This window comes from Vibrio agarilyticus, assembly GCF_012641465.1.
Taxonomy (GTDB): domain Bacteria; phylum Pseudomonadota; class Gammaproteobacteria; order Enterobacterales; family Vibrionaceae; genus Vibrio; species Vibrio agarilyticus.
The window spans coordinates 14,138-38,748 of sequence record NZ_JABAIK010000007.1; the positions used below are offsets into that span (position 1 = coordinate 14,138).

General features: G+C 47.6%; 21 protein-coding genes and 2 pseudogenes. 19 read left to right on the top strand and 4 right to left on the bottom strand.

Annotated elements, in window-relative coordinates:
- Positions 1-188: 188 nt before the first annotated feature.
- The 7 genes and pseudogenes from HGP28_RS08410 to HGP28_RS08440 all read left to right on the top strand — a co-directional run bounded on the left by HGP28_RS08410 (position 189) and on the right by HGP28_RS08440 (position 8,473).
- Positions 189-518, top strand: coding sequence for an STAS domain-containing protein (locus tag HGP28_RS08410; protein ID WP_168836009.1), 330 nt, complete (start codon positions 189-191; stop codon positions 516-518).
- Between the two features lie 356 nt (positions 519-874).
- Positions 875-1,564, top strand: a pseudogene (locus tag HGP28_RS08415) (OmpA family protein); the annotation flags it as partial.
- A 266-nt stretch (positions 1,565-1,830) separates the two neighbouring features.
- A complete protein-coding gene (locus HGP28_RS08420) occupies positions 1,831-3,954 on the top strand; it encodes an SLBB domain-containing protein (protein ID WP_439333846.1) in 2,124 nt (707 codons plus the stop codon).
- An 86-nt stretch (positions 3,955-4,040) separates the two neighbouring features.
- Positions 4,041-4,817: a CpsD/CapB family tyrosine-protein kinase gene (locus HGP28_RS08425; RefSeq protein WP_168836012.1), complete on the top strand. Its 777-nt coding sequence runs from the start codon at positions 4,041-4,043 to the stop codon at positions 4,815-4,817.
- Positions 4,818-4,819: 2 nt separating this feature from the next.
- Positions 4,820-6,403 (top strand): SpoIIE family protein phosphatase, encoded by a 1,584-nt coding sequence (locus tag HGP28_RS08430; protein WP_168836013.1) that lies wholly within the window; start codon positions 4,820-4,822, stop codon positions 6,401-6,403.
- A 16-nt stretch (positions 6,404-6,419) separates the two neighbouring features.
- Positions 6,420-6,896, top strand: coding sequence for an Hpt domain-containing protein (locus HGP28_RS08435; protein ID WP_168836014.1), 477 nt, complete (start codon positions 6,420-6,422; stop codon positions 6,894-6,896).
- Between the two features lie 119 nt (positions 6,897-7,015).
- The gene (locus HGP28_RS08440; protein ID WP_168836015.1) at positions 7,016-8,473 is read left to right on the top strand and encodes a sigma-54-dependent transcriptional regulator; all 1,458 of its coding nucleotides are present in this window, start codon (positions 7,016-7,018) and stop codon (positions 8,471-8,473) included.
- A gap of 49 nt (positions 8,474-8,522) precedes the next feature.
- Here HGP28_RS08440 and HGP28_RS08445 read toward each other — a convergent pair whose 3' ends face one another.
- Complete coding sequence (locus HGP28_RS08445) at positions 8,523-9,509, bottom strand: NAD-dependent epimerase/dehydratase family protein (protein WP_168836016.1); 987 nt, start codon at positions 9,507-9,509, stop codon at positions 8,523-8,525.
- Positions 9,510-9,931: 422 nt separating this feature from the next.
- Between HGP28_RS08445 and HGP28_RS08450 the strand changes: the two genes are divergently transcribed.
- The 12 genes and pseudogenes from HGP28_RS08450 to nqrM all read left to right on the top strand — a co-directional run bounded on the left by HGP28_RS08450 (position 9,932) and on the right by nqrM (position 21,762).
- Entirely contained in the window at positions 9,932-11,059 is a 1,128-nt protein-coding gene (locus HGP28_RS08450; RefSeq protein WP_168836017.1) for a glycosyltransferase family 4 protein, read from the top strand.
- Positions 11,060-11,203: 144 nt separating this feature from the next.
- Positions 11,204-11,917 (top strand): annotated as a pseudogene (locus tag HGP28_RS08455) (acyltransferase); the annotation flags it as partial.
- A gap of 161 nt (positions 11,918-12,078) precedes the next feature.
- Complete coding sequence (locus HGP28_RS08460; RefSeq protein WP_168836019.1) at positions 12,079-13,242, top strand: glycosyltransferase; 1,164 nt, start codon at positions 12,079-12,081, stop codon at positions 13,240-13,242.
- Positions 13,243-13,302: 60 nt separating this feature from the next.
- Positions 13,303-14,730: a GumC domain-containing protein gene (locus HGP28_RS08465; protein ID WP_168836020.1), complete on the top strand. Its 1,428-nt coding sequence runs from the start codon at positions 13,303-13,305 to the stop codon at positions 14,728-14,730.
- Between the two features lie 266 nt (positions 14,731-14,996).
- Complete coding sequence (locus HGP28_RS08470; RefSeq protein WP_168836021.1) at positions 14,997-15,854, top strand: transporter substrate-binding domain-containing protein; 858 nt, start codon at positions 14,997-14,999, stop codon at positions 15,852-15,854.
- 36 nt (positions 15,855-15,890) lie between these two features.
- Positions 15,891-17,363, top strand: coding sequence for a methyl-accepting chemotaxis protein (locus HGP28_RS08475; protein WP_168836022.1), 1,473 nt, complete (start codon positions 15,891-15,893; stop codon positions 17,361-17,363).
- A 222-nt stretch (positions 17,364-17,585) separates the two neighbouring features.
- Complete coding sequence (locus HGP28_RS08480) at positions 17,586-18,698, top strand: glycosyltransferase (RefSeq protein WP_246225654.1); 1,113 nt, start codon at positions 17,586-17,588, stop codon at positions 18,696-18,698.
- The gene (locus tag HGP28_RS08485; protein ID WP_168836023.1) at positions 18,688-19,887 is read left to right on the top strand and encodes a glycosyltransferase family 2 protein; all 1,200 of its coding nucleotides are present in this window, start codon (positions 18,688-18,690) and stop codon (positions 19,885-19,887) included. Before HGP28_RS08480 ends, HGP28_RS08485 begins: the two co-directional genes overlap by 11 nt.
- Before the next feature lie 10 nt (positions 19,888-19,897).
- The gene (locus HGP28_RS08490) at positions 19,898-20,551 is read left to right on the top strand and encodes a sugar transferase (RefSeq protein ID WP_168836024.1); all 654 of its coding nucleotides are present in this window, start codon (positions 19,898-19,900) and stop codon (positions 20,549-20,551) included.
- Positions 20,552-20,731: 180 nt separating this feature from the next.
- Positions 20,732-21,013, top strand: a complete 282-nt coding sequence (locus tag HGP28_RS08495; protein ID WP_168836025.1) for a DUF134 domain-containing protein — start codon at positions 20,732-20,734, stop codon at positions 21,011-21,013.
- Positions 21,014-21,037: 24 nt separating this feature from the next.
- The gene (locus tag HGP28_RS08500; protein ID WP_168836026.1) at positions 21,038-21,550 is read left to right on the top strand and encodes a NifB/NifX family molybdenum-iron cluster-binding protein; all 513 of its coding nucleotides are present in this window, start codon (positions 21,038-21,040) and stop codon (positions 21,548-21,550) included.
- 14 nt (positions 21,551-21,564) lie between these two features.
- Positions 21,565-21,762 carry a (Na+)-NQR maturation NqrM gene (gene nqrM, locus HGP28_RS08505; protein ID WP_168836027.1) on the top strand — a complete coding sequence of 66 codons (198 nt, stop codon included), beginning with the start codon at positions 21,565-21,567 and terminating at the stop codon, positions 21,760-21,762.
- Here nqrM and btuD read toward each other — a convergent pair whose 3' ends face one another.
- The 3 genes from btuD to HGP28_RS08520 are packed head-to-tail and all read right to left on the bottom strand — an operon-like array spanning position 21,763 to position 24,590.
- Positions 21,763-22,530, bottom strand: a complete 768-nt coding sequence (gene btuD, locus HGP28_RS08510; RefSeq protein ID WP_211091933.1) for a vitamin B12 ABC transporter ATP-binding protein BtuD — start codon at positions 22,528-22,530, stop codon at positions 21,763-21,765.
- Positions 22,517-23,512 carry a vitamin B12 ABC transporter permease BtuC gene (gene btuC, locus HGP28_RS08515; RefSeq protein ID WP_168836028.1) on the bottom strand — a complete coding sequence of 332 codons (996 nt, stop codon included), beginning with the start codon at positions 23,510-23,512 and terminating at the stop codon, positions 22,517-22,519. The genes btuD and btuC overlap by 14 nt, the downstream gene beginning before the upstream one ends.
- Before the next feature lie 13 nt (positions 23,513-23,525).
- On the bottom strand, positions 23,526-24,590 hold the full coding sequence (locus tag HGP28_RS08520; RefSeq protein ID WP_168836029.1) for a succinylglutamate desuccinylase: 1,065 nt from the start codon (positions 24,588-24,590) through the stop codon (positions 23,526-23,528).
- Between the last annotated feature and the right edge of the window lie 21 nt (positions 24,591-24,611).

Below are 24,611 nucleotides of genomic sequence, written 5' to 3' on the forward strand. Positions count from 1 at the left end.
GATGAGCATCGTGCTGGTAAGAAGCAATAACGATTGCAGGTTGATTGTCATTTTGCGAAATCGTCAAATTATGACAAAGCCTTAAATTTAACTCATTGAATATATTTAATAAAAAATTGGCACGTAATTCGCTCCTGTGAATGGCAACTGTCACAAACGTCATCGGCACAAAAACTAAGGTAACGTCTATGCACATTGAATGTTTAAACCAGCCCAATGATTCACTCCTTCTTGTGGTTAGCGGAGATATGGATGCCAGTGGATGCAGTCAGGCACAGCCTCTGATTGAGCAGCTTATCAATGAGCACCCTGCGGTTAACATGACGATGGATTTAGCCGAGGTCGACTTCTTAGACAGCTCTGGTATTGGGGCAATTGTGTTTTTGTTTAAACGTCTGAAAGCACAAGGCTGCACTCTCACATTAGCCAATGTTCATGGACAGCCTCTTGAAATTATTACACTACTGAGAATTGATACCGCAATTCCCTTAACCAGCACTGCCGGCTCACCTTCCTAAAATTGAGATGTTTCGGTGCGTCGCCATTACCAGCGAGGTCTATACCCAAACAACTTGGAGTTGCAGGTAGGCGACAAACGAGCAAAGCCTCTGAGCACTTCGTGAACATAGACGGGCTATATGATGAGGGTTGTGAGGGCCAGCCAACACCCCTGCAACTTCAAGTGGAAAGGGTATAAGGGCATTTTGACGAGATTGAACAAGGAGGGAAAACTATGGGATTCCACGTTGTCTCCAAATACATTCATTTAGCCATTCATAGGGCTTTTTGTGGCTTTCACCCCTGCGCTTATTTGCTTGCTGGCGCGTTACTACTCTCTGGGTGCACCTACTACCCGGAAGAGGGACAAGGGGGCATGGCAGAGCACTATTATTCGACCCTTTCACCTGTATTGCCCGACCAGCCTCTTACCCCACAGCAAGGCATGCGATTTGAATGGGAGCTGCTGGCTCGCCAACTGGATATCTTAGTTTTAGAAGGTGCAAAGCTCTGTTTTCCCGCTTCGGTTTACCAAGCGCGGCAGTTGCAAGACCGAATCGTTAGAGAGCTCTATGGCGGCCTTGAATTTGATGCTGCCAACGACATTATCATTCAGCGAGCGGCGTTAGAGCGATTAGAAAATCAACTTGATGCGGTGAAAGGCAGCGGTGCTTGCTTACCCAACTCAGCCAACGGCGATATCAGCGCCAGCGAGTTGGCCGCAACGATTTACGAATTACTTAATATCGACAATCAATTCGCGTTTAACTCGCCTGCCGTTAACCCCAAGTACATGGGGCACTTGGCTGAAGCGGCACATTTATTACGCGATCTGCCACAATATCGGCTGCATATCACCGGACACGCAGATTCGATTGGTACGCACGCGGCCAATCAGACCTTATCGTTAGAGCGCGCAAAACAAGTGCGCCGTTATCTATTGATATTTGGCGTTCCTGCAACGCGAATTTCGATTGCGGCGGTCGGCGCGACCGATCCCCTCTTTGAAGGAAATGAACCACAAGTGCGGTTGGTCAACCGCCGAGTGTCGATTGAGTTAATCGAGCAAACCTCTGGGAACGTTCCACTAGAAAGCGCCACCAGCGGCGCTTTCACCGACAACAATACAGATCATTTTAGAGCCAACGCGCTCACGGTAGATAGCAAAACCAAGCAAAGTAACTCGGCCTCGCCGTCACATCGCGCGCCGGTGTATCGTGATATTAACGCGGTACTCGAGGAGCGTCTTAAGGAGCGCCGATGATCGCGCTCATACACTCTAACAAATGCCAATCAGTCGCAAGGTGGCAACCTGGTGGTTTTCTTTTTGCGCTGGCACTAACGCTCGCTTTTGTCACTCTGCTGCTGACCAGCTTTGCGCTTGCTGCAAATGACGGCATTGTCGGTGAAAAAGTAGATTATCAAGTCCAAATCGGCGATGAAATCACGGTGCTATTACCCGGCGAAACCACATTGAATCAAGCGTTTCAAGTGGATCGCCAAGGGCGTATTACGCTGCCAGAAATTGGCCCTATTGCTGTTACAGGGCAAAATGAAACCGCGCTTAAGCAAACCGTCAACCGTGCGCTAAGCCGAGTTTTTCGCGATCTTTCCGCGCTGCAAGTACTCATTACCAAACGCCAGCTTCTAGTGACGGTACAAGGCTATGTCCTTGAACCCGGTGAAGTGACTCTCAATCAAAACGCCTCTGTGCAAATGGCGATTGTGGCCGCTGGCGGCGTTAGGCCGGGGGCTCAACTGGACAAATTTCAGCTGCGTCGCGGCTCTCAAATTATCACCTTTGATTATAAAAAGTTTCTTGATACTGGCGATTCAGCCCTACTGCCGCAACTACAATCGCTTGATCTGCTATTTGTGCCCGCCTCTCCGATGATTGGCAATATTGAACAAACCTTTGATCCAGCCAAATTAGCCGACTCTGGCGACGCAGCTAATGAGCGCAGTGCAATTAAGGTCTTTGGTGAGGTATTAAGCCCCGGCAGTTTTTCCGCTAAGCAGAGCAACAATTTAGTCGATTTACTGATGCGCGCGGGAGGCGTGACACGCTATGCCGCCGTCGAGCAAATTCGCGTCATTTCAAATAACGAGCCGAAAATTTTCGATCTCAAACAGTATCTTGATAGTGGCGATGAAAGCCTACTTCCCAGCATTAATGAAGGCGCCACTATTTTTGTGCCTAAGCAAGAAGAAGAGATCAAAGCGGGGTCAAATACCGTTTATGTGATGGGCGAAGTAGCAAAACCGGGCGCTTTTGAAGGTAAAGAAAACGCGACATTTATTGATATTCTCGCTAATGCAGGCGGGCCTACTCGCTTTGCCGAGAGCCGTCAGATCCGCATCATTCGTCGTGATGGCACCACGATACCGTTTGATCTCACGCTGTTTTCTGAAGGGAAAATGGCTGGCGCTATGCCTAAAATGCAGCCCGGCGACGCCATTTTTGTACCGGAAAAACTCGACATTAATGAAAAGTCATGGCTAAAAGTCTCACCAGATCGCGCGGTGCGCGTTCTGGGTGAAGTGGTGCGCCCTAGCCGCGTAGAATGGTCGAGCGAAATGTCCCTGCTTGATTTGCTAGCCCACGTGGGAGGCCCGACATCACGCGCTGACACCAGCCGAATTGAAGTTGTGACACCAACGGGGCCAAATCAAACCCAAGCCACCGTGTTTAATCTAGATACCTTTATTTCGGCTGGCAAACCCGACAGTGAGCTACCAAAAATTCGCGCAGGCTCAACCGTTCGCATTCACGATTTACCGGATGATCCAACCGACAACAAGTCTAAATGGATTCGGCAAAGTTCGGACAGCTCAATTTACATTCTGGGTCAAGTTGGCGCACCCGGGCGTTATCGTTTTACTGAACAGATGAATTTTCTCGACATTCTTGCCGCGGCGGATGGCCCAAATGAACGAGCGGATCTGCACAATATTCGTATTACCCATCTTGATGGCCAGCACGCGCGTGTTTCTCGACTCAACTTAGCGCTGTTTTTTGAAACGGGCGATGCCACCTTACTGCCTGAAGTCAATATTGGCGACACCATTTATGTGCCCGCCAAAGACAGAAGCTGGCTTGATAACACAAAAGAAGAGACCGTGCGCGTGCTCGGCGCAGTCAATAAGCCCGGACGCTACCCTTTTGATGACTCAATGACGATCCTCGATTTGCTCGCCGAAGCCGGAGGCACCAGCGATAACGCTTATGTGGAAAAAATTGCTGTCGTCAATTTGTCATGCTGCGCCGATCAAGCGCGTACATTTGATTTGTCGCGTTTTAGCCGTACCGCGCGATTTGAAGATCTTCCCGTGGTTCGCGTTGGTGACACCATTTATGTACCAACACGGGAAGAGAGCTTGGCAACTCAAGTGCGTAATGGTTTGAGCGACCTCTTCCAAGTGATTGGCATTGCGGCATTGATTGGAGTGCTGTGATGAACTTTGGCAGAACTTGCCCTAGCTGTTACCCAAAAATGCAGCAATGTTCGGTAATTTGTGGATGAGTTAAATGGGAGAGGCTTATGAACCCGTTAATGATCGAAGTTGAGCGAATTTATTACCAATTGGTGCGCAATAACTATCGCAGCATTGCGATAACCGCAAGTCAGCCCAAAGAAGGGGTCACATCACTTGCCTGTTTGTTAGCGGAGCGCTCATTGCTCGCCGGAAAACGCACCCTGCTGGTTGATTTTAATCTTAGCCAACCCAGTTTTATCGCTCAAAACATCAATCTCACCGATACCACTGCGCCACAAAATTCAACAGGCTCTAACGATGCACTGAACCCATCTCAACACGCCGCGTCCAATCCGATTTTGGCAGAGAGCGCACTGTCTGGGCCAGAGCTCGTGGCCGCCAGCCACAATAATGCCATGTTTACCGGAATAGTGGCCCCCTCAAGACGCGAAACGATTGTCGAACTTCGGCGCCCTAATGCGTTAGAGCGCTACATTAAGCGCTGGAAAGAGAGCTTTGACCTGATTATTTTTGATACAGCGGCCGTTGCAGCACTTCATTCAGAGAGCATTTCACCCGAACGGGTCGCAAGCGCTTGTGATGGCACGCTGCTCGTGGTTCTTTCGGGAAAAACCACCCAAAATCAAGTAAAAGAGGCGATTAAGAAAATCTCTGACGCCCATGGCACCTTAGTGGGGTGCGTGATGAACGATCAATTTGACCCAAGCCTAAAAAGTGAATTGCTCAGAGAAATCGAGCGGCTGGCTAAGCGATTTCCCAAGATTGCTCAAAAACTCACTTCGCTCATCAAGCGCAGTCAACTCCTCTCTTTGGAACGGTAGCCATGACATTACTTTTTCAGCGCCTGAGTCAACCCGCCACGCTTACAAACGTCAGTGAGCTAAGGCGCGCACTGGGCAAATCACTCCAACGTGAAAATGCTGATACGGCGCTAATTAACAAAATTCAACTCTGTTTCTCTGAAGCTGCGACTAACCTGATTGAACATAGTATGCCGCCGCCAAAGCATCTCGATATTAGCTTGGCTCGCTCTTGTGATGGCTGGCAATTAAAGCTGGAAGATGATGGGCAAAGCTGGGATCCGACGGCGGTCAATTCTCAACACCTAGACACATCACTGGACTTTGCACTAGACCTCGAATCGGAGCACGGACGAGGCATTGCGCTTATCCGCGCTCAGTCAAGTAGCCAGCATTATGCCACCAATCATGCCTTAAACCGTAACTGCTTAACGCTCGGTTGGCACACCATAATAACAGTCGCTGAAGAAACTAACGCCTCGTCATTGTCATTACGCCATAAACCAAGAGTACTTTTGGTTGAAGATGATGCGAGCCAAATGCGTTTATTGCGCGCCTACCTTTGTAACGACTACCACATTCTCGAAGCGCAAGATGGCATTGCCGCGCTGACATTGTTGAAAGAGCATCGCGTGGAATTGGTGATTTCAGATATTCGTATGCCCGGGATGGACGGTCTTAGTCTCAAAAAAGCGCTTCATGCTCAAACTGATACTCTACTAACGCCCTTTATTTTTCTCACCTCTGCCCATTCAAGTGCGATTAAAGCAAGCGCGGCGGATCTTGGCATTGATGATTATCTGATTAAACCGGTTCAAAAGGCTGAGTTGATTCAAAGCATTCAACGTGTGCTGCAAAGATCAGAACAGGTATTTCGCCAACTTACCGACAAAATAGACCAACGGATTAGCCAAGCGCTCACTCCGTCGCTACCGAGCAGCGCTTTTGGTTGGGAGCTTGCAATTGCGTCACGCAACACTGGAATTGGCGGCGGCGATTTAGCGCTGTTTCATCAGCATGAGAACAAATTTATTCTTGGGCTAATTGATGTAATGGGCCACGACGTTGCAGCAAAATTTTTCTCTTATGCGTATGGCGGATATATTCGCGGGTTAATGCATCATCTCGATAAAGTCGACGACCCTTGCGCAACCATGCTCGCCCAGCTTTCAGACTCACTCAGTAATGATGTCCTACTGTCACAGCTGTTGCTGACTTGCTGCGCGGTAACTTTATACCCCAATGGCCAGTTCGATATTGCCAGCGCGGGGCATCCTGCGCCGCGACTGATTTCATCTAACGGTTCAAATGCATTAAATGTGGGCGGCATTTTGCCCGGAATGTTAGTGCCCGCTCACTACCAAACGTACCGTAGCGTGATGACAAAGGACGCACGGATTGCCCTATTTACCGATGGTTTATTTGAAGCTGCGGAAAACCGCGCCCAACGTGCCGCGCTGGAACTCGCTATTATTAAAGAGTTAGAGCGTACCCATTCGTTACCACTGGCTGACGCACTTCACCATGTGATGCGCGTGTTTGATAAACAAGGCGAGTGGCACCGCGATGATGCAACCTTAATTCTGCTGCAGCACCGTCCTCTTTAGCGATTAGGAGACTCCTATGAATTCGACTGATAATCCACTAAACCCCGACTCATGCGCCAACAATGGCGAACCTTTAGACGGGGTCACAATTCCTATGGAACATATGGCCGGAGAACCCTGTCTGCCGAATAACATTGTGCTAGAGAGCACATTGGAACAATTGGTCAAAGACACTTCAGCCCAGCTAGTCACTGAGTTAATCGGATTTTATTTAGAAGATACACGCGCTCGGCTGCTCATAATAGAACTGGCACTAAAACAGCGAGATAGAGAGACCCTGGAATTTGAAGTCCACACTCTTGGCAGCACTGCGGCCGCCCATGGCAATCAATGGCTGTGTGATGTTTGCCGCGATATCGAAGCAAAATGTCTCTCACACCACACCGAAGAAGCGATGGCCTTAGCCCAAGCTCTGCCGGGCATTGTCGAAGTTTCCTTAGACAAATTGACCCAAAGAGCCGCCGCTGGGTTTCGCGATACCCATCCTACTTGAAGTTGCAGCGGCATCCGTTAAAAATGCAATCTTGTGCATATCGATATCTGACATACACTTAGTTAGTTACTTGAGTATAAAATAAAAACAATGCCTTGCTTTATTAAGGAAGTCCTAAGATGAAATCAAAATGCCGCGTACTCATTGTTGAAGATTCATTGCCACTCATCCAAATGTACAAACAATATTTGGCTAATGAACCCATCAATGTCGCCTACAAGGAAACGGGAGAGAGCGCAAAACAGTATCTCAAAGAGCATACTCCCCACTTAATATTACTTGATCTCAAATTACCGGACATCTCAGGAAATCAGCTGTTACAGTGGATCAAAAAGCAAGGTATTCCCAGCCCAGTCGTGGTGGTAACTAGTCATGGTTCGGTGAATACTGCGGTTGAATTGATGCGCCAAGGCGCAATTGATTTTCTAGAAAAGCCAGTCAATGCCGACCGATTAAAAACCACCATTAATAACCAGCTTGAGCGCAGTCGGTTGCAAGGCTTGGTAGAAGATTTCCAATCCAATTTTGAGCGTTCTTCCTATCGCGGCTTTATTGGTGGCAGCTTACCAATGCAAAACGTTTATCGCATCATTGACGCAGCAGGCCCTAGTAAAGCAACGGTTTTTATTACTGGTGAAAGCGGGACAGGTAAAGAAGTGTGCGCAGAAGCGATTCATCAACAAAGCCCTCGCGCAGAACAACCCTTTGTCGCGATTAACTGCGGCGCTATACCAAGAGATCTCATGGAAAGCGAAATCTTTGGTCACGTCAAAGGTGCATTTACTGGTGCTAGCGCCGAGCGCAAAGGGGTAGCGGCTCAAGCTGATGGCGGCACTCTATTCCTTGATGAAATTTGCGAAATGGATCTGGAACTACAAAAAAAGCTGCTGCGTTTTATTCAAACGGGTCGCTTTCAAAAAGTCGGCGGAAACAAAGAAGAGCGAGTCGACATTCGATTTATCTGCGCCACCAACCGCGACCCGCTAGAAGAAGTGGCACAGGGACGTTTTCGTGAAGATCTTTACTATCGTTTGCATGTTGTGCCTCTTCCGATTCCTCCGCTACGTGAACGCGGTAATGATATTTTGGCTATCGCAACGCGATTTTTAACTCGCTACGCCAAAGAAGAAGGCAAAAAATTCCGCCGGTTTGCGCCTGAAACCGAAGTCGTTTTGCGCCATTACCCATGGCCTGGAAATGTGCGCCAACTGCAAAATGTGGTGCGTAATATTGTGGTTCTTCACGATGGCGACGCCGTTTCAATAAAACAGCTACCGCCACCACTCAATGAAACGCTGAGCGATCATGAAATTCGCGCCATTGCGCTTGAAAACCCGCAAAGCAGTCTAGTGACTGACACGCCAGAAAGTGACGCAAAAGAGATGATCGCCAATCCACTACCTTCAGCGGCAAGCACTGAACCTGTCATACGTCCTCTGTGTGACATTGAGCGTGAAGCGATTCAAAAAACCATCGCCTATTGTGATGGTAATGTACTAAAAGCAGCCGTGTTGCTAAAAATTAGCCCATCAACTCTGTACCGTAAAAAACAAGCGTGGGAAACCGATGAAGCGTAATGGTTTCCGAGCATCTTGAAGTCACTTGGGAACAGTTTGGTTGGAGAGCTTACGTAGATTGTGCTCGTAAAACATTAGGCTCAGCGAAATCACGTTGATGCGCTATCAGATTTCGCAAGCCTTGAATTACCGATGTGGTGGCAAAGCAGCCTAGTTCACACCCTGCGCGCATTGGGCTACCAATTGAAGTTCGAATGTCTCCCCGTCTTGGCGCTTGGTGGTAAACGGCAACCCGTTGATCCGCGAGTGACATAATAATCGACGCCAACTGGTTTACTGAGAGCGCTTCACCACGGCACACATTAAAAATATCGGCATTCGTGGAGGCATTCGCCATCGCGGCACATAAAAAGCGCACAGCGTCGTCAACGTAGATAAAATCGCGCACTTGCTCTCCGTCACCGTGAACTTCAAGTGGCTTTTGCGCCAATACTTGCTTAATAAAAATAGAGATCACATTTGAATAAGACGACTGCGGATTCTGCCTCGGGCCAAAAACATTAAACAAACGTAGCCCCGTTGTTGGTACGCCATGCAGTAAAGACGCCACTCGAGCATGGAGCTCCGTCGCAAGCTTGTCGGCACCATAGGCGGTAAGCGGACGCGCGGTGGAACGTTCAGAAAGTGGTAAATCCGCATTGTCACCATACACTGCAGCCGAAGACGCATACACCACCGGTGTTTTGGCTTTTTTTGCCGCTTCTAATACGCGAATGCTACCGAGTAAATTCACTTGATGTGCTACCGCCCAGTGATCATTAACGAGCGTTTCTTCTGCGCTTTTGGTGACTTCTAGCGTGCGCTCTGGGGCTACTGCAGCAAGATGAAAACAGCCATCGACGTTTTCCATCGCAGATCTCATAACACCAAAGTCACAAATATCTTCCACTCGCAATTCGCATCGACCCATCAGCTCGGTGATTTGTCCATGCACAAAATTATCCACGACTCTAACCGAATGACCCTGCAGTATTAACGCTTCAACCAAATGCGATCCAATAAAACCGCCACCACCAGTAACCAGATATTTTGCCATATTCATACCTCGATGTTTGATTATGGCTAAGACAAAGCAAACCTCCTGCCATAAAATGAATTGACCACTTTTTGCTTGCAAAGTAAATCTATCAATCACCCATTAATCAAAGCTTTAAGCAAAATCCTGAAGCGGCTTATCACCTCAAAATGTCCAGCCTATGAGCGAAAAACCAAGTATTAATCGCAAATCGAATCTAATTAGCCATTATTGAAATTAACTTATTTTCATTTTAAGAATCGCTTTGCAATTAAACCCTATTAAAGTGACACCATTAAGTCCAATTTAGCAAATTTCACTAAAAAACAAACATAAAAAACAATTAAAACAACACCTTGCATTGATGGCGTGACATTTGCTTACTAACCAAAACAACGTGAATTTGCTTGAGCATAAATAATTTTGCTATTTGGGAGTAATAAATGAACACAATTCAAAGAAATAAAAAACCAATAACAACCCCATCTGCTGAAGCTATTAAAGCCGGCTACTCAGACCGCTCAGAGTTAATTTGGCTTGCACTAGACAGTCGAAATTTTGGTGGTATCGAATCCCATGTAGAGCAATTGGCTCAAGCAATCAAAAACCGTGGCTATCGGGTTTGTGTGGTTTTTCTCTGTGACTATTTCTTCGGCGAGCAAGGCGCGCATCCTTTATTGAGGAAACTCGCGCAGCACAATATTGAGTATCGGTTGCTTAACGGCAGCGTTAAGCAGCTGTGGCAAACATTAAAGCAGCAAAATCCCACTGCTGTTCATACTCACGGTTATAAAGCGGGCATTCTGCTTAGAGCCATGAGCACATTGTTGGGCATAACTTGCGTTAGCACCTATCATAGTGGTGAAACCAAACGGGGTAAGATGGCACTTTATGATTGGCTAGATCGCCAAACTGCGCGGCTTGCCAGTTCCGTGTTTGCGGTCAGCACACCAATTCTAAAACAAATCCCCTCGCCGGCTCGATTCGCAGCCAACTTTATCAACCTCAATAAAGTGATTCGCTCCCAAGGTAAACAAATTGCGTTTGTCGGTCGTTTAAGCTTTGAGAAAGCACCTGAGCGATTGCTCGTGTTAGCACGTCAATTACCTGAGCAAACATTTCATATTTACGGCGATGGTCCATTGAAAAACCAGCTTATTGCCCAAGCGCCAAATAATGTGAAATTTCACGGCGCTTGCTCTGATATGGAAAACGTCTGGTCGCAAATTGGCTTATTGATCATGCCCTCACGTGCCGAGGGTTTGCCCATGGCAGCACTTGAAGCCATGGCGCGCGGGATTGCTATTGTCGCCACTCGAGTCGGCGAGTTACCGAGATTAATCAGTCATGGTCAAAATGGCTGGCTGATTGATGAAACGTTATTTAATGAGCCAAATCTCGACTCTCACCCTTCACCGCTTAAATTATCGGTGGAACATTGGCTCACGCAAAATGAAGTCCAACGCAAGCAGATGCAGTCTCAGTGTGAACTTCGCATTCGCGCCTGTTTTAATGCTGAAATCGAGGTCACCACCTTACTACGAGCCTATGGTATTAAACCGCTGTGTTGAGGTGTAAAGATGGTATGAAGAACACTGTTCCAAAGAGACAAATTGGCGCAAATTGGTTTAGCTCATCTACAATTTAACAATATCACTTAGTTGCATATAAATAAGTCACTTCAACGACCTGAGTGATACGCGAAGGAGGCCCTAATGCATTCGACACAAACTCTGCGCCATTGGCTCAAACACAGCCCTCATCCGGTCGCTCGTCGTCTGTTTATCGTTGCCAAATCACTGTTAGGGCTCAGCGCCCCCGCCCCCAAGGTCATTGTCGTGCCGCTCTATAAAGTGACAGTAACGCTGCAGCAAGTCTGGGCAACAGTGACTCGCGTGTTTTTATGGACACCGATTTTTAAAGGACGAATAGATCAAGTAGGCGCCAATTTGTATCTGTACGGCGGCATGCCCTTTGTTACTGGCCCGCTTAAAATTTCGCTAGGAAAAGATAATCGAATCTCCGGTGCGACCACGTTTTCTGGCCGCGTGAGCGCGTTGCATCCTCCGGAATTATTAGTTGGAGATAATGTCGATATTGGCTGGCAGACCACAATTGCCGTGGGAAAACGCGTCATCATCGGTGATAACGCTCGCATTGCGGGACGCGCGTTTCTAGCGGGGTATCCAGGGCATCCCATCAACCCTTATGATCGCGCTGCTGGATTACCTGAACTCGATGAACAAGTTGGCGACATTATTTTAGAGCGTAATGTCTGGCTCGCCACTGGGGTTTCCGTGATGGCAGGTGTCACGGTTGGCGAAAATAGCGTTATTGCAGCAGGTAGTGTCGTGACACATTCAATCCCTGCCAATGTCGTCGCAGGTGGTGTGCCAGCGAAAGTTCTGCGTCCACTGACCAAAGAAGAGCAGCTCAACTCACACCACAAAAATCACACCGAGTCGCTTAACAGCGGCGCATCCTCTGACGAGCACTCAACGCACGAGCAATCGACCTTCGAGCGCCCTTCGAATAAACGAACAAGCGCAGCGTGCATCAATCGCAAAGTAAACGACCATGAGGGCGCGGCATGAAACGAGATCTCATCGTGTTTGGCGAAGATTGGGGAGGATTACCTTCATCGACACAACACTTGATCAAGCGTTTGGCAGCGTCTCGCAAAGTGATTTGGGTCAACTCCATTGGACTACGTCAACCCAAACTCAATCGTCATGATGTTGAGCGTTTATGGCGAAAGCTGCGCGCGGTGACGACAGCAAACCGCAATACGTCAATGAAAGGCACGTCATCTCACTCTATATCTTCGATGAAGTCTCAAACCGGCATAAATAACATCACTATTGTTGCACCTAAAACCATACCCGCACCAAAAAGCCGCTTGGCGCGCAAACTTGCCGCCGCAAGCTTAAGCAAGCAGCTTAAGCCCGTGATTGAACGTGCTCAGCTTCACGATCCTATTATGTGGACCTCGTTGCCCACAGCGGTAGATCTGTTTGATAAGCTGCCCACACGTTCCCTGGTGTATTATTGTGGCGATGACTTTTCAACCCTTGCCGGAGTTGACCACGACACAGTCGCCATGCGCGAGCAGGAATTAGTCACTCGATCAAATTTGATTTTAGCGGCGAGCGAATCGCTGGTCGCTAAATTTCCCCCTGAACGCACTCAATTACTGACGCACGGGGTCGATCATGATCTTTTTTCGCGCCGCGCGCCGCCCGCCGACTCGTTTTCCAATAACAGTACTCCGATTGCTGGCTTTTATGGCTCATTATCCGAATGGCTGGATTACCCTTTGCTTCGTCAGGTTATCGAAGCGCTTCCCCACTGGCACTTTATCTTTATTGGCGCGGCCAATACCCAAGCACAAGCACTTGGTAGTTATGCGAATGTGTCACTGCTTGGCCCTCTACCGCACCATGAGCTTCCACGTTACAGCCAACATTGGAACGTTAGCCTGCTGCCCTTTGTTGATAATGGCCAAATTCGCGCGTGTAATCCGTTAAAACTAAGAGAATATCTGGCCGCAGGTCGTCCTGTCGTCAGCACGCCCTTTCCCGCTCTTGCACACTACCGCGACTACGTCACCCAAGTGAGGAATGCGCATGAGATGATTGCCGCGCTTGAAAAGGTAAAGAATCATTCGACTAACACGGCGCAGCAGCGCGCAGTTGCTCAAGATACATGGGACGCTCGAGCGGATCAGCTATCAAATTGGCTGGAAAATTTATGATCGTAATTTCGCTCCAGATAGGGTCAATAGCGTCAAAATGCAGATAAGGAGTCGCATACCGTGGACAGCTTAAGTTATAAACTGCTGATGATTTTAGAAGGTGCCTGGCGTCGACGCTACGTGATCTTACTGCCTATTTTTATACTGCCTCTCATAGGCACGCTTATCGGTGCCATTACGCCTAAGCAATATCAATCTCATACCAGCATGCTGATCCAAGAGACCGCAAAAATGAATCCGTTTTTAGAAGATCTTGCGGTCTCTTCCCAAATAAAAGAGCGCTTTAGTGGATTACAGGCTTTACTGCACAGCCGACATATTCTCGGACAAGTTGCAATTGAGCGGGGGTTTGTTGATGCCTCTGCGCCCTCGTACCGCCACGACGAAGCGATTGCCAAACTTTCAGCCGCTTTGAGTATGAGCGCTATTGGTAAAGATGTGATTCGAATTGATTATCGTGCCAATGATCCAGATGGAATGAAACAGACCCTAGAAACCGTTAGTTATCATGTGGTTGAGGAGCTACTCGCACCTGAGCGCTCCTCAATGCAAGACTCACGCTCGTTTTTAGCCGAGCACATTGAATATCGTCGCGCTGAACTGGATAAAGCCGAATCCGCCTTAGCGGAATTTCGCGCGCAACATTCCGATGGGTTACCAGAGCTACAATTGGCCAATTTTGCGCGCATCGAGCAGTTAAAGCAGCGCCTATCCGAAAAGCGCGCAGAACTGGCGGGGGCAAGAAAAAGTCTTGGTGGCTTAGATCAGCAGCTCTCTAGTACCAACCCCGTCATTGGCAGCATAGAGAACCAGATCATTCGGCTGCGCAGCGATTTGGCACTACTAAAAGCTCGCTATACCGATGAGCATAGCTCTATCCAAGCGGCGATGCGCAATCTTCGCCGTTTAGAAGAGCAGCGTTCGCAGCTGGTGAGTGAGACCAAGCTAGATGTTAACAGTGATCAATTGTGGGAAATCGCTAATAGCGCGCGAATTAGTGAAACCGGGAATTCTCAGCCTCTGCTCATCTCACAACTTGAGAACCTGCAATTGGCTCGTAGCCGCGTTGAGATGTTGACTGAGGAGACCAGCAGCCTGCAAACCATGGTGGATGAGTTAGAGTTGAAAACTCAACTCTCCGGTCAAAAAGAGCAGCAGATACGGCGTCTTGAAAGAGATTTACAAGTGAAACGCGAACTGTTTGAGGAACTGCTCCAACGCCAAGAAAAAGCGCGACTTATCAGTTCACTTGGCGTCTTTGAGCAAGACAAGCGAATCAAAGTAATTGACCGCCCCTACTCGCCGAGCGCCCCGAGTAATTTACCGCTGTTTGTTTTTACCATTGCTGGATTCATCGGAGGTATTTTTTTCGGCTGTGGCCTCGCGGTTATCATGGAACTGCTGGATGGCACAGTTCGGCGAGCGGCGACTCTTGAGCATCTCAGTGGTGTTCCAGTGCTATCGAGACTGCCAAATAACAATTCATAAAACCCGCCAACTTTTAGTGAATAAGACCACATTCGCCAATCTTTATAAACCGCTCGAGTTTGTTTTCTACCGAGTTGCAAAAAGTGTGATCAAGAAACGAAAATAGTGTAACAAACAAAAGTGTTATTCTTTTTTCTTGATTAATATCAGCATATGCTTTTTGCTTTATTTTACAATGATATTTATATAATTAGCTATTGGAACCGCTTTCCTTTATATAGATAATTATAATGCGTTACTTTATAAATTCCTTGTGTGGTTAAACTATGAAACTTGCTTTTTTGCTTGCCTCCGTTTCGTTAAGCTTATTCTCTTTAGATAGTTTTGCAGCTTCGCTTCGAGTTGCTGGTAGCGTCAATGATCATAAGCTTTACTTAACGTTATTAAAAGAAATCGTAAAACGATCTGATAAGTACGATAGTTTAGATTATGTTTACGCAAAAAATGGTGAACCTGCGGTAACTCGTGTTTACGCAGATCTTGAGGCTGACCGCCTCGATGTGTATTGGACTGCGACGAGTATTGAACTGGAATCGCGCTTTGCTCCGGTACGCTTTCCTATCTATCGTGGCATGCTTGGGATGCGTATTGGAATGATTCACCAGAAAGATGCCAATATGCTTGCTAATGTACGCAATAAAACCGATATGATGAAATACTCTATCTGTTCGGGAAAAACATGGTCCGATACTCAAATTCTTGAGTCCAACGGATTTACTATTGCTAAGTCACTAAAGTATAAAAACATTTTTGAAATGATGCTAGCAGGCAACCGCTGTCATTTATTTGCTCGTGGTTTGATGGAGCCGTTTAATGAGATGCGGACCTATCCAGAACTTCCACTTGCGGTTGATAAACATGTAATGTTGCGCTACCAGATGCCTTACATGTTCTTTGTTAACAAAAACAATCCTCAACTGGCCGCGCATCTTTTACAAATCATTGAAGAAATATTTGAAGATGGCACCTATGAAAAACTTTTCTTCAATGAACCCGAAGTCAAAGCCGTATTGGCTCAAGCCAATGTTTCTCAGCGAGTCGTTATTGAGCTCGAAAACCCTTATTTAACTGAAGCAACTCGTTCCATCCCGAAGAAATATTTTTATGATCCATTGCAACCATAACGGTTATTTCTGAGCCAACCAATATAGATAAAGACTATGAATAAACTTACAAAAACAATCATTATTTGGGTCAGCATTGTTATGACCATCGTTGCTGCCATTGCGCTTTCTGTGGAATATGTAGTCAATAAAAATGCCATTCAAACTCAAACTGAACAAACAATTAAAACGATGGAATCGGAACTTGCGGTTATTTTGCAAGAGCCGATTTATGTTTACGACCGCCCACTGATTCAAAATATCATTGATGCCTACGCACAGAAGCCGATGATATCCTCCATCCGTGTCAGTGACCAAAATGGCAAAATGATCGCAGAAGTTGCGCTTCGCCAAATCGAGCACTCTGGCAATATTAAGGTTGAGTGGGACAACCTTGCGATTGGTGACGTGGCAATTGGCTATAACCGCTCAGTGGAACGTGAAGAACTCGCGCAAACGACGCAAATGTCACTTTCCACCATTTTAGTTGTCGCCTTTGCAAGTATTTTCCTGATCGCATTGGTGCTTGATAAACGTGTTGTGGCACCGATTCGCCAAATGTCCAACCGCATGAATGATATTGCCGCAGGTGGTGGTGATTTGACCTCTCGCGTTACTGCTCAAGGCGATGACGAAATTGCAGGTCTTGCCAAAGCGTTCAATCAATTTGTCGAAACCGTTCAAGAAATCATCGTTGATACGGCGCAAACGACAGAAAAACTTAATACCAATGGGCTAAAAATCAGCGACTTGCGTGACGAAATGAACCAGAAAACGCAACTACAATCTTCGCTGACTCATGAAAGCCTTAATAAAATTGAACAGTTTAATCTGGCGACTAAAGAGATTGCATCAAACACCGACAATACGCTTCAGCAAACCAATGAAGCGCTTGAACTCAGCCACCGCAGCGGCGAAAGCTTGAAACTCAATGCGAAGAATATTGATCAATTGGTTGAAAGCTTAGAAACCGCAGCAGAATGTGCCAACTCGTTAAATATCAGTAGTGAAGACATTGGTCGTGTTATCGAAGTGATCAAAGCCATTGCGGAGCAAACCAACCTTCTCGCCCTCAACGCAGCCATTGAAGCGGCGCGCGCAGGGGAAAGTGGGCGCGGATTTGCAGTGGTTGCTGACGAGGTTCGCGCGCTAGCGTCTAAAACGCATGAATCAACAAATGAAATTGAGTCTATCATTGAGCGTTTGCAACATGAGACTCGTGCGTCATTTGACGCGACACAGCAGTCAAAAACCCTCGTAGAAAAAACCAAACAAAGTTCTGATGAAATTGACGCCGCGCTGAGTGTCATTATCGATTCTGTTAGTGCTATCAATGGTATGGTCCACTCCGTCGCGTCAGCATGTGAGGAGCAGTCTAATGTGAGTAGCACCATCGCTTCTGATATGAATCAACTCGATGCCAGCGCAACAGAGCTGGAAGCGGTAAACAGCAACTTGAAAGTTTTGGCAGAAGAAATTTCTGAACATACTGGCGAACTGTCACAGCAAATTCGTCGCTTCAAGTATTAAGATATACTCAGGTAACCATATTTATTCTGATCTTCTCAAGCGAGTCTTCAAGGCTCGCTTTTTTTCATCTTCAACCTTCAATCTGATTCTCAATTCGATAAAAAGGCGTTATCTCATGATAATGCGGAATTTAATAAGATAAAAATCAATACATTAAATTGAGTGAATTGTTGGCACATCATTCGCTATCTAGTGTTTATACCTGAACACTTGGAGCCAATTATGACCACAACACCCAACATCAACGTCGTACAAATAGTTCAGCATCTGCGCCCAGGTGGCCTTGAGGTCATGGCTTTGGATTATATGCAGCACTCGCACTTTAACCCTGCGATGAAAATCATTAGCCTCGAAGGTTCGCTTAGCCAAGCTCTCGAGCATTGGCCAAGACTAAAAGCGCATCAAGATAAGCTCATCTTTCTCAACAAACCATCAGGTTGGTCTGCTGCCACTTTCAAAGCGCTTAACGGCTGGCTAAAAGTGCTCAAGGCAGACGTTGTGCACACTCATCATATCGGCCCTTATCTCTATGGCGGCTTGGCGGCGCACCTGTCGGGTTTAGCGCATATGCACACTGAACACGATGCATGGCATTTTCAAAATGTGCGTCATCGACTAATGCACAAATTTGTCAGTGGTTTTGGCCAAACCAAATTGATTGCTGATGCACACATAGTGGCGAAAAATCTAGCGAAGCAGTTAGGTATTGCCGCACCGCAAGTGATCAAAAATGGCATTGACCTTGAAAAATTTGTCCCTGGAGATAAGTGTCTGGCACGTCAACAATTGGGGCTTGATCCAAGCCTCAGTTTGATTGGTTCAAGTGGTCGACTTGAAGTGGAAAAAGGTCACCAAGTCTTGATTCAAGCGTTAGCGAAAATGGACAAACGCCATCACTTGGCTATCGCGGGAAGTGGCTCCCAATCCAGCGCACTGCGCCGCCTTGCCCACGATTTAAAGTTGTCTGACAGAGTCCACTTTCTTGGACACCTTGATTCCATGCCACGCTTTTACCAAGCGCTCGATCTGTTTTGTTTGCCCTCATTTAACGAAGGCTACCCACTCGCACCACTGGAAGCGCAGGCGTGCAACATTGCAGCTGCGGTAACCGATGTCGGTGGAGCTACTGAGACCTTATGCCCACAAAGCGGTACTCGCTTACTGGCCGATAACCCAAAACAGATGGCCATAGCGCTGGACCAAGCAATGCGCTGGCCAAGTACGGTATCTCCGCGACTTCACGCTCAAGAGAAAGCCGATGTTTGCACTATGGCACGCCGCTATGATCGCGCCATTTTCGACTTATTGGCAAAGGAGCAGGCAAATGTGGCTTAACCTTCTTATTATCTCAACGCTCATTGCTATGGCTCTGATTGTTTACCACCATCTTGGCTATCCCCTCGCGTTAAAGTGGCTGACTCGTCATAAACCGATGCAAACAAACTTTGATGAGAAGGCGTACAGTATTGCCAATTCATGCACTGCCACCCTACCTTCAATAACGATTGTGATGCCAGCCTACAATGAAGCGTGTTGGATTGCCGAAAAAATTCGCAATATTGCCATGCTCGATTACCCCAGTGACAAGCTCACGGTGTTGATCGCGTGTGATGGCTGCACCGACGATACTGCTGCTATCGCACGACAAACCGCTTCAGAGCCTTTGTGCCAAACGCTTAAGGTAACGGTACTTGAATTTACCGATAATCGAGGCAAAGTCGCCACCCTTAACGATGCCGCAATGCAAGTCACCACCGACATCATCGCCTTTAGTGACGTATCAGCACTAATATCTTTTGATGCACTTCAACTCGCTGCGGAGCGCTTTCGTCGGCACAGCGTCGGTGTGGTTAATAGCCAATATGGATTTATCCACTCATCAACCGAAGAAAAAAACTACTGGCAATATCAAAACCAAATTCAGCATCGTGAAGCGCAGCTTGGCTCTGCACTTGGCGCTCATGGCGCGCTCTACTTCATTCGTCGTGAACTGTTTTCACCACTGAGAGCCGACACCATCAACGATGACTTCGTACTGCCAATGGAGATTGTTGGACGTGGATATCGCGCAGAAGCCGTGGCTCAAATCCACGCCATTGAATTGGAACAGACTACTGGACAGCAAGATTTTCGCCGCCGCTTACGTATTGGCGCAGGCAACTGTCAGCAATTGTTGCGCCTAATGCATCTACTGCATCCTCGTTATCGCGGCGTGGCATTTGCGTTTGCCTCAGGTAAAGCACTTCGCGTATTGATGCCTTTTCTTATGCTTTGGGCATTCATCGGGAGTTTGATATTAAGCACGACAGCCTGGATTTTTGCGCTTGCCGCCGTAGGTCAATTCGCGCTTTATGGCCTAGTTCTTTACTGGCATTTACGCCGCAGCACCTTAACACATAAAGCATGCAAAGCACTCGATTATCTCGTTGTAGGCCATACCGCCAATCTTATTGGCTGCCTACGCTATCTTTTTGGACTTGAAAATGGACATTGGCAACGCGTCGGCCAAGAGCGCAAATCTTAAGGAGCACACAATGAAAACACTCAACTCACACAACCATAGCATCAATCCTACGACGGCCATCGCAAAACGCGGCTTCGATATCGTTTTCGCACTGATTGGCTTAGCGCTCACCTTGCCACTGTTTCCTTTGATTGCTCTGGCCATTAAATGTGACAGTCGTGGACCGGTTCTGTTTCGACAACTGCGTATTGGCCGCGCCCTTCCCGACCGAAGCCTACTATTTAATATGATTAAATTTCGTACCATGCGAACCGATGCTGAAGCGCAATCCGGCGCGACTTGGGCAGAAAAAGGCGATCCTCGTATTACTCGAGTTGGGCTCTTTTTACGTAAGACACGACTTGATGAACTTCCTCAGTTCATCAACGTATTGCTCGGTGATATGTCAATTATTGGCCCTCGCCCAGAGCGCCCAGGGTTCTATCAAAAATTGGAAAATGCGATTCCCTACTTTGCAGAGCGCACCTATGGCGTAACACCAGGGATTACCGGTCTTGCGCAAGTCAACCAAGGTTATGACACTTGTATCGAAGATGTTCGTTCTAAAGTGGGTTTTGACCACTCCTATGCGCTATCGCTGAGCTCAGCCAAAAGTTGGTTGCGTATGGATGGTTATATCATGCTGCGCACAGTTATGGTGATGGTGTGTGGTCGAGGCCAATAGCATTTGAGGTTAAACAAACCACTGTGCAAAGATGCTTCGCTCTGCAAACAAGCAAAAATGCAACCTAAGTTATTAGCATATGCCAAAAATAGTTATTGGCATATGCCAGTTTGAGGCGTACTTTAACGGCACATACCCAAGCAACTTAAAGTTGCTGGTATGATCACTAGGAGTAAATAAATGGTTCGCCCCAAAATAGAACGACGTATCTGCGGCAGCGCCGCTTATTCCTGCTTTAAACCTAACGGGGTTGCGCTTGGCCAATTAGCCAAAGTAACGATAACTCGCGAGGAGCTTGAAGCATTACGGCTTGCTGATGTGATGGGATTGAGCCAACAACAGGCTGCCGATGAAATGGGCGTGTCTCGTCAAACCTTTGGTAACGCGGTTAAACAAGCGCGCGGTAAGGTGGCAAACGCACTAGTTCATGGCCATGCTCTTGTATTTTCTGACAAAGAATAGTTTTTTTGACAAGGAATAACCACGATGATCTATGCAATCCCAAACGATGGTGAACAGATCACCAATCACTTCATCAAGGCACCGTTTATCGCCATCTATTCAGATGGCGATGGTTTAATTGATAACTTTGTTAACCACGCAGCTCAAGCGGGATCCTCATGCCAAAGCAAGTCACAGTTGCTCAATCAAATCGCACAACATAACGTCGATGCGGTGATGGTACGTAACATTGGTGAACGCTCATTAGAGAAACTACTCAAACGCAATATTATGGTTTATCGCGTTGGTTGCCGGGCTGAATTGAACAAGGTGATCTACGCGCCACGCAGCGCGCTTACGGTTCCCTCAGAGGGACGCCCCTCGATAAATCACGCCAAGAAACATCTGCACAGTCATAACGACGGTCATGTGGGAAATGGATGCGGCTGTGGTCACCATCACGAAACTGCGTCATCGCATCACCACAGTGTATTACGCCGTGGTCGCCAAATGGGTCGCCTTGCAGGTGCTATGATCAATAAGATTGGTCAACAATAACTGAGGAGGCGGCTATGGTGTGGCTAATTGCGTTTGTTGCATTTTTAACGGTTATTCTATTGATGTCTCTTGGGGTTATTTTTCACAACAAACGTATTCAAGGCAGCTGTGGTGGGCTTAATAACGTGGGCGTAGACAAGGAGTGTAATTGTGAAACCACGTGTGCCAACGAACCTCGCCAACTTTACCAAATTCAAGAGCCAAGCAAATAATTAAGTCAAAATCAGATAGGGACGCTGCTCAACCTCGACTCGGCGGATCGGCGTTTCAAAGACTTGGCTCAGTGTTTGACTTTGCATCACGTCATCTACCTCACCAAAGGCCTGCATAACGCCTTGCTTGAGCAGTAGAACGTGCTTAGCGTGGTGCAAAGTCCGATTGAGATCATGGTTGGCCAGCACCACACTAATGCCCTGCTGCGCCACTGCCTCAATGAGCTGATAAAGCATTGCCTCTTGCGCGACATCCAGTGCCGTTGCCGGCTCATCTAAAATCAGCAGCCGCGCTCGCGGATTAAGAGAACGCCACACTTGCAAGCAAATCGCCACCAGCCGTGCGCGTTGCCACTCCCCACCCGATAAGGTTTGAATGCTTCTGTGCAGTTTATCCTCAAGCTGCATCATGCTGACCAATTGCGTCACAATATCTCGCGTTTTCGGCGAACTCACCTCAACGTAACTGGGTAATGAGAGCGCAAGAAACTGAAATAAGTCCAATTGAAACGCGGGGCGAGCCTGCTGTGGCAAATACGCGCGAACTCGTGCTTGCTCTTGCCTTGAGAGTGAAAATAACGCCTCTTCCTCGAGCAAAACCTCGCCTTGCCTCGCCTCGTTGGCGCCAAGCAGCCCAGAAAGCGCTGCCAATAAGGTGCTTTTTCCCGCGCCATTGGGCCCCACAACATGCAAAATATCGCCCTGACCTAAGCGAAACGACAAAGGCAACAGTCGGTGACCAACACTTAAGTGATTAACTTGCATCATGGTTTTTAACTAGCATCCAAATAAACACCGGTGCGCCGAGCGTGGTGGTTACCACTCCTAAAGGCAACTCAGCGGAGGAAAGTGCCATTCGGGCAATAATATCGGCCATTACAACTAATGTCGCGCCAAGCAATGCTGACAAAGGTAACAAATAGCGATTTTCACTGCCAAACGCGATGCGAAGTAAATGGGGAACAACTAGACCAACAAAAGCAATCACACCACCGAGGGATACCGCGCCACCGACCAAAATCGCGGTGGCGACAATCAATTGCCAGCGAAGTTGCGCAACATCGATACCGAGTTGAGCAGCATGCACCTCACCTATCATCAGTTTATCAAGCTTTTTGCCCTGTGCTGTCAGCCAGAGTAACGGTGGCAGCATCAGCAGCGTCACCCAATGATGCGCCCATGTTGTGCCGCCAATACTGCCCATTAACCAGTACATTAATTGCCGCAGGCTCAGTTCATCACTGAAATAAGAAGCCCACGTAATGGCAGCACTCGACAATATTCCCAAAGCGACGCCGACCAACAAAAGCCTCGCTGTCGACAAGCGCATAACTCGCGCCATGCTGACCAACAAAAGGGTAAACAAAATCGCCCCTGCCATTGCTGCCAACATAAAAACAAGTGGAGGTGGCGATATTGGCAATACGAAAAGAACAATGACCATCGCAAGGCTTGCGCCGCCAGAAATGCCGAGCACGCCAGGCTCTGCTAGGGCATTACCAAGCAGCACTTGCAGGGCTGCGCCAGAAACGGCAAGGGAAGCTCCGACAACCGCCGCCGCCAGCAGTCGAGGCAAACGCAAATCTAGGAGCAAACGCCATTCAAAATGAGACAGGGAATCCCATGGTAATAAGATTACTTCGCCGACGATGAGGTAAACAAAACTCACCAAAACAAGCACAGCGCTGCTCGCTGCAATAACGCGTTGCCAGCGGCGCTGTTTCAAATGCAATAACTGATAAAAATCCAAAACGCAGACCTAATTAGTCGTAAACCAACTGGCCGCCTTCATAGCGCGTTTTAACCGTACAAACCATTAATGCGGCTCTTTGGCCAATCGCCACATGGGGGTTGGCAAATACCACGGCTTCGTTTTCATTTTTGGCCATTAACGGCTTATCCCCATCATGGCCAAACACTTCCCCATGCTTAAACGTGGTAAAGTTTTCAACGTCATCACCAAAGAGAAACGCAAAATCGTCGTGAACGCGCACAATGGTGCGACTGACTCGATACATTACGGGCGGTTTTGGTAGGTGTTCCGATGCAACGTTGGCAATCAAATCGCGCAGAGTCATATCAAACGCTATCAAACGGTGCAAGTCGTTCTCACCGATAGGCGCTACTTGACCCAGCTCAACCGTTAAGGCTTGCGTAGAGAAATGCTCCGCTGTAAACCAACTAAACGTGCTCGAGGGTGAATTAGACAAAAGCAGCGCATCAATATGAGCGCTGCTCACGAAATCAACCAGCGCGCGAGTTCGAATCGGATGGCGTGTTTTGGGACTCACTGCAAAAGAATAATGTTTCGATAAACGGATAGCGCAGTGCAAATCTAAGTGCCAGCGGGACTCAATGGTAGTGTCAGCAAAAAAATCCGCTGCTAATAACTTAAGCCAAGTCGCAATTTCAGTTTCTGTGGTTTTAGGGTGGGATTTGCTGTCAAAAAGTCGATTTAGGTTTTCATCAATAAAACGAGTGTGGCGACGCGTCGCTTGAGGATGCGCAATCACAAACAAACAACGTTCAGCCACTGGCTGAAAACCCGATTCAATATCGTCAACAAGGCTACTGATAAGCTCCATTGGCGCCGTTTCGTCACCATGAATACCGCTGGAAATCAATATACTCTTAACGCTGACATCATCGGTGGTTACCGTTTTACGTTCATGAGGCGCTTGGTAGTTGGCGGGCAATACTTCTAATACCCCGCGCTGATGCAAAATCAGTGTGACACCATTATCCAAAGTGCGTCTTTTTGTCGCAATTGGCTGCGCGTCATCTAACGTATCCAACAAAAATGATTGTCGAAACAACGATTCGGTCATGCACAGCTCCTATTGTTGCCT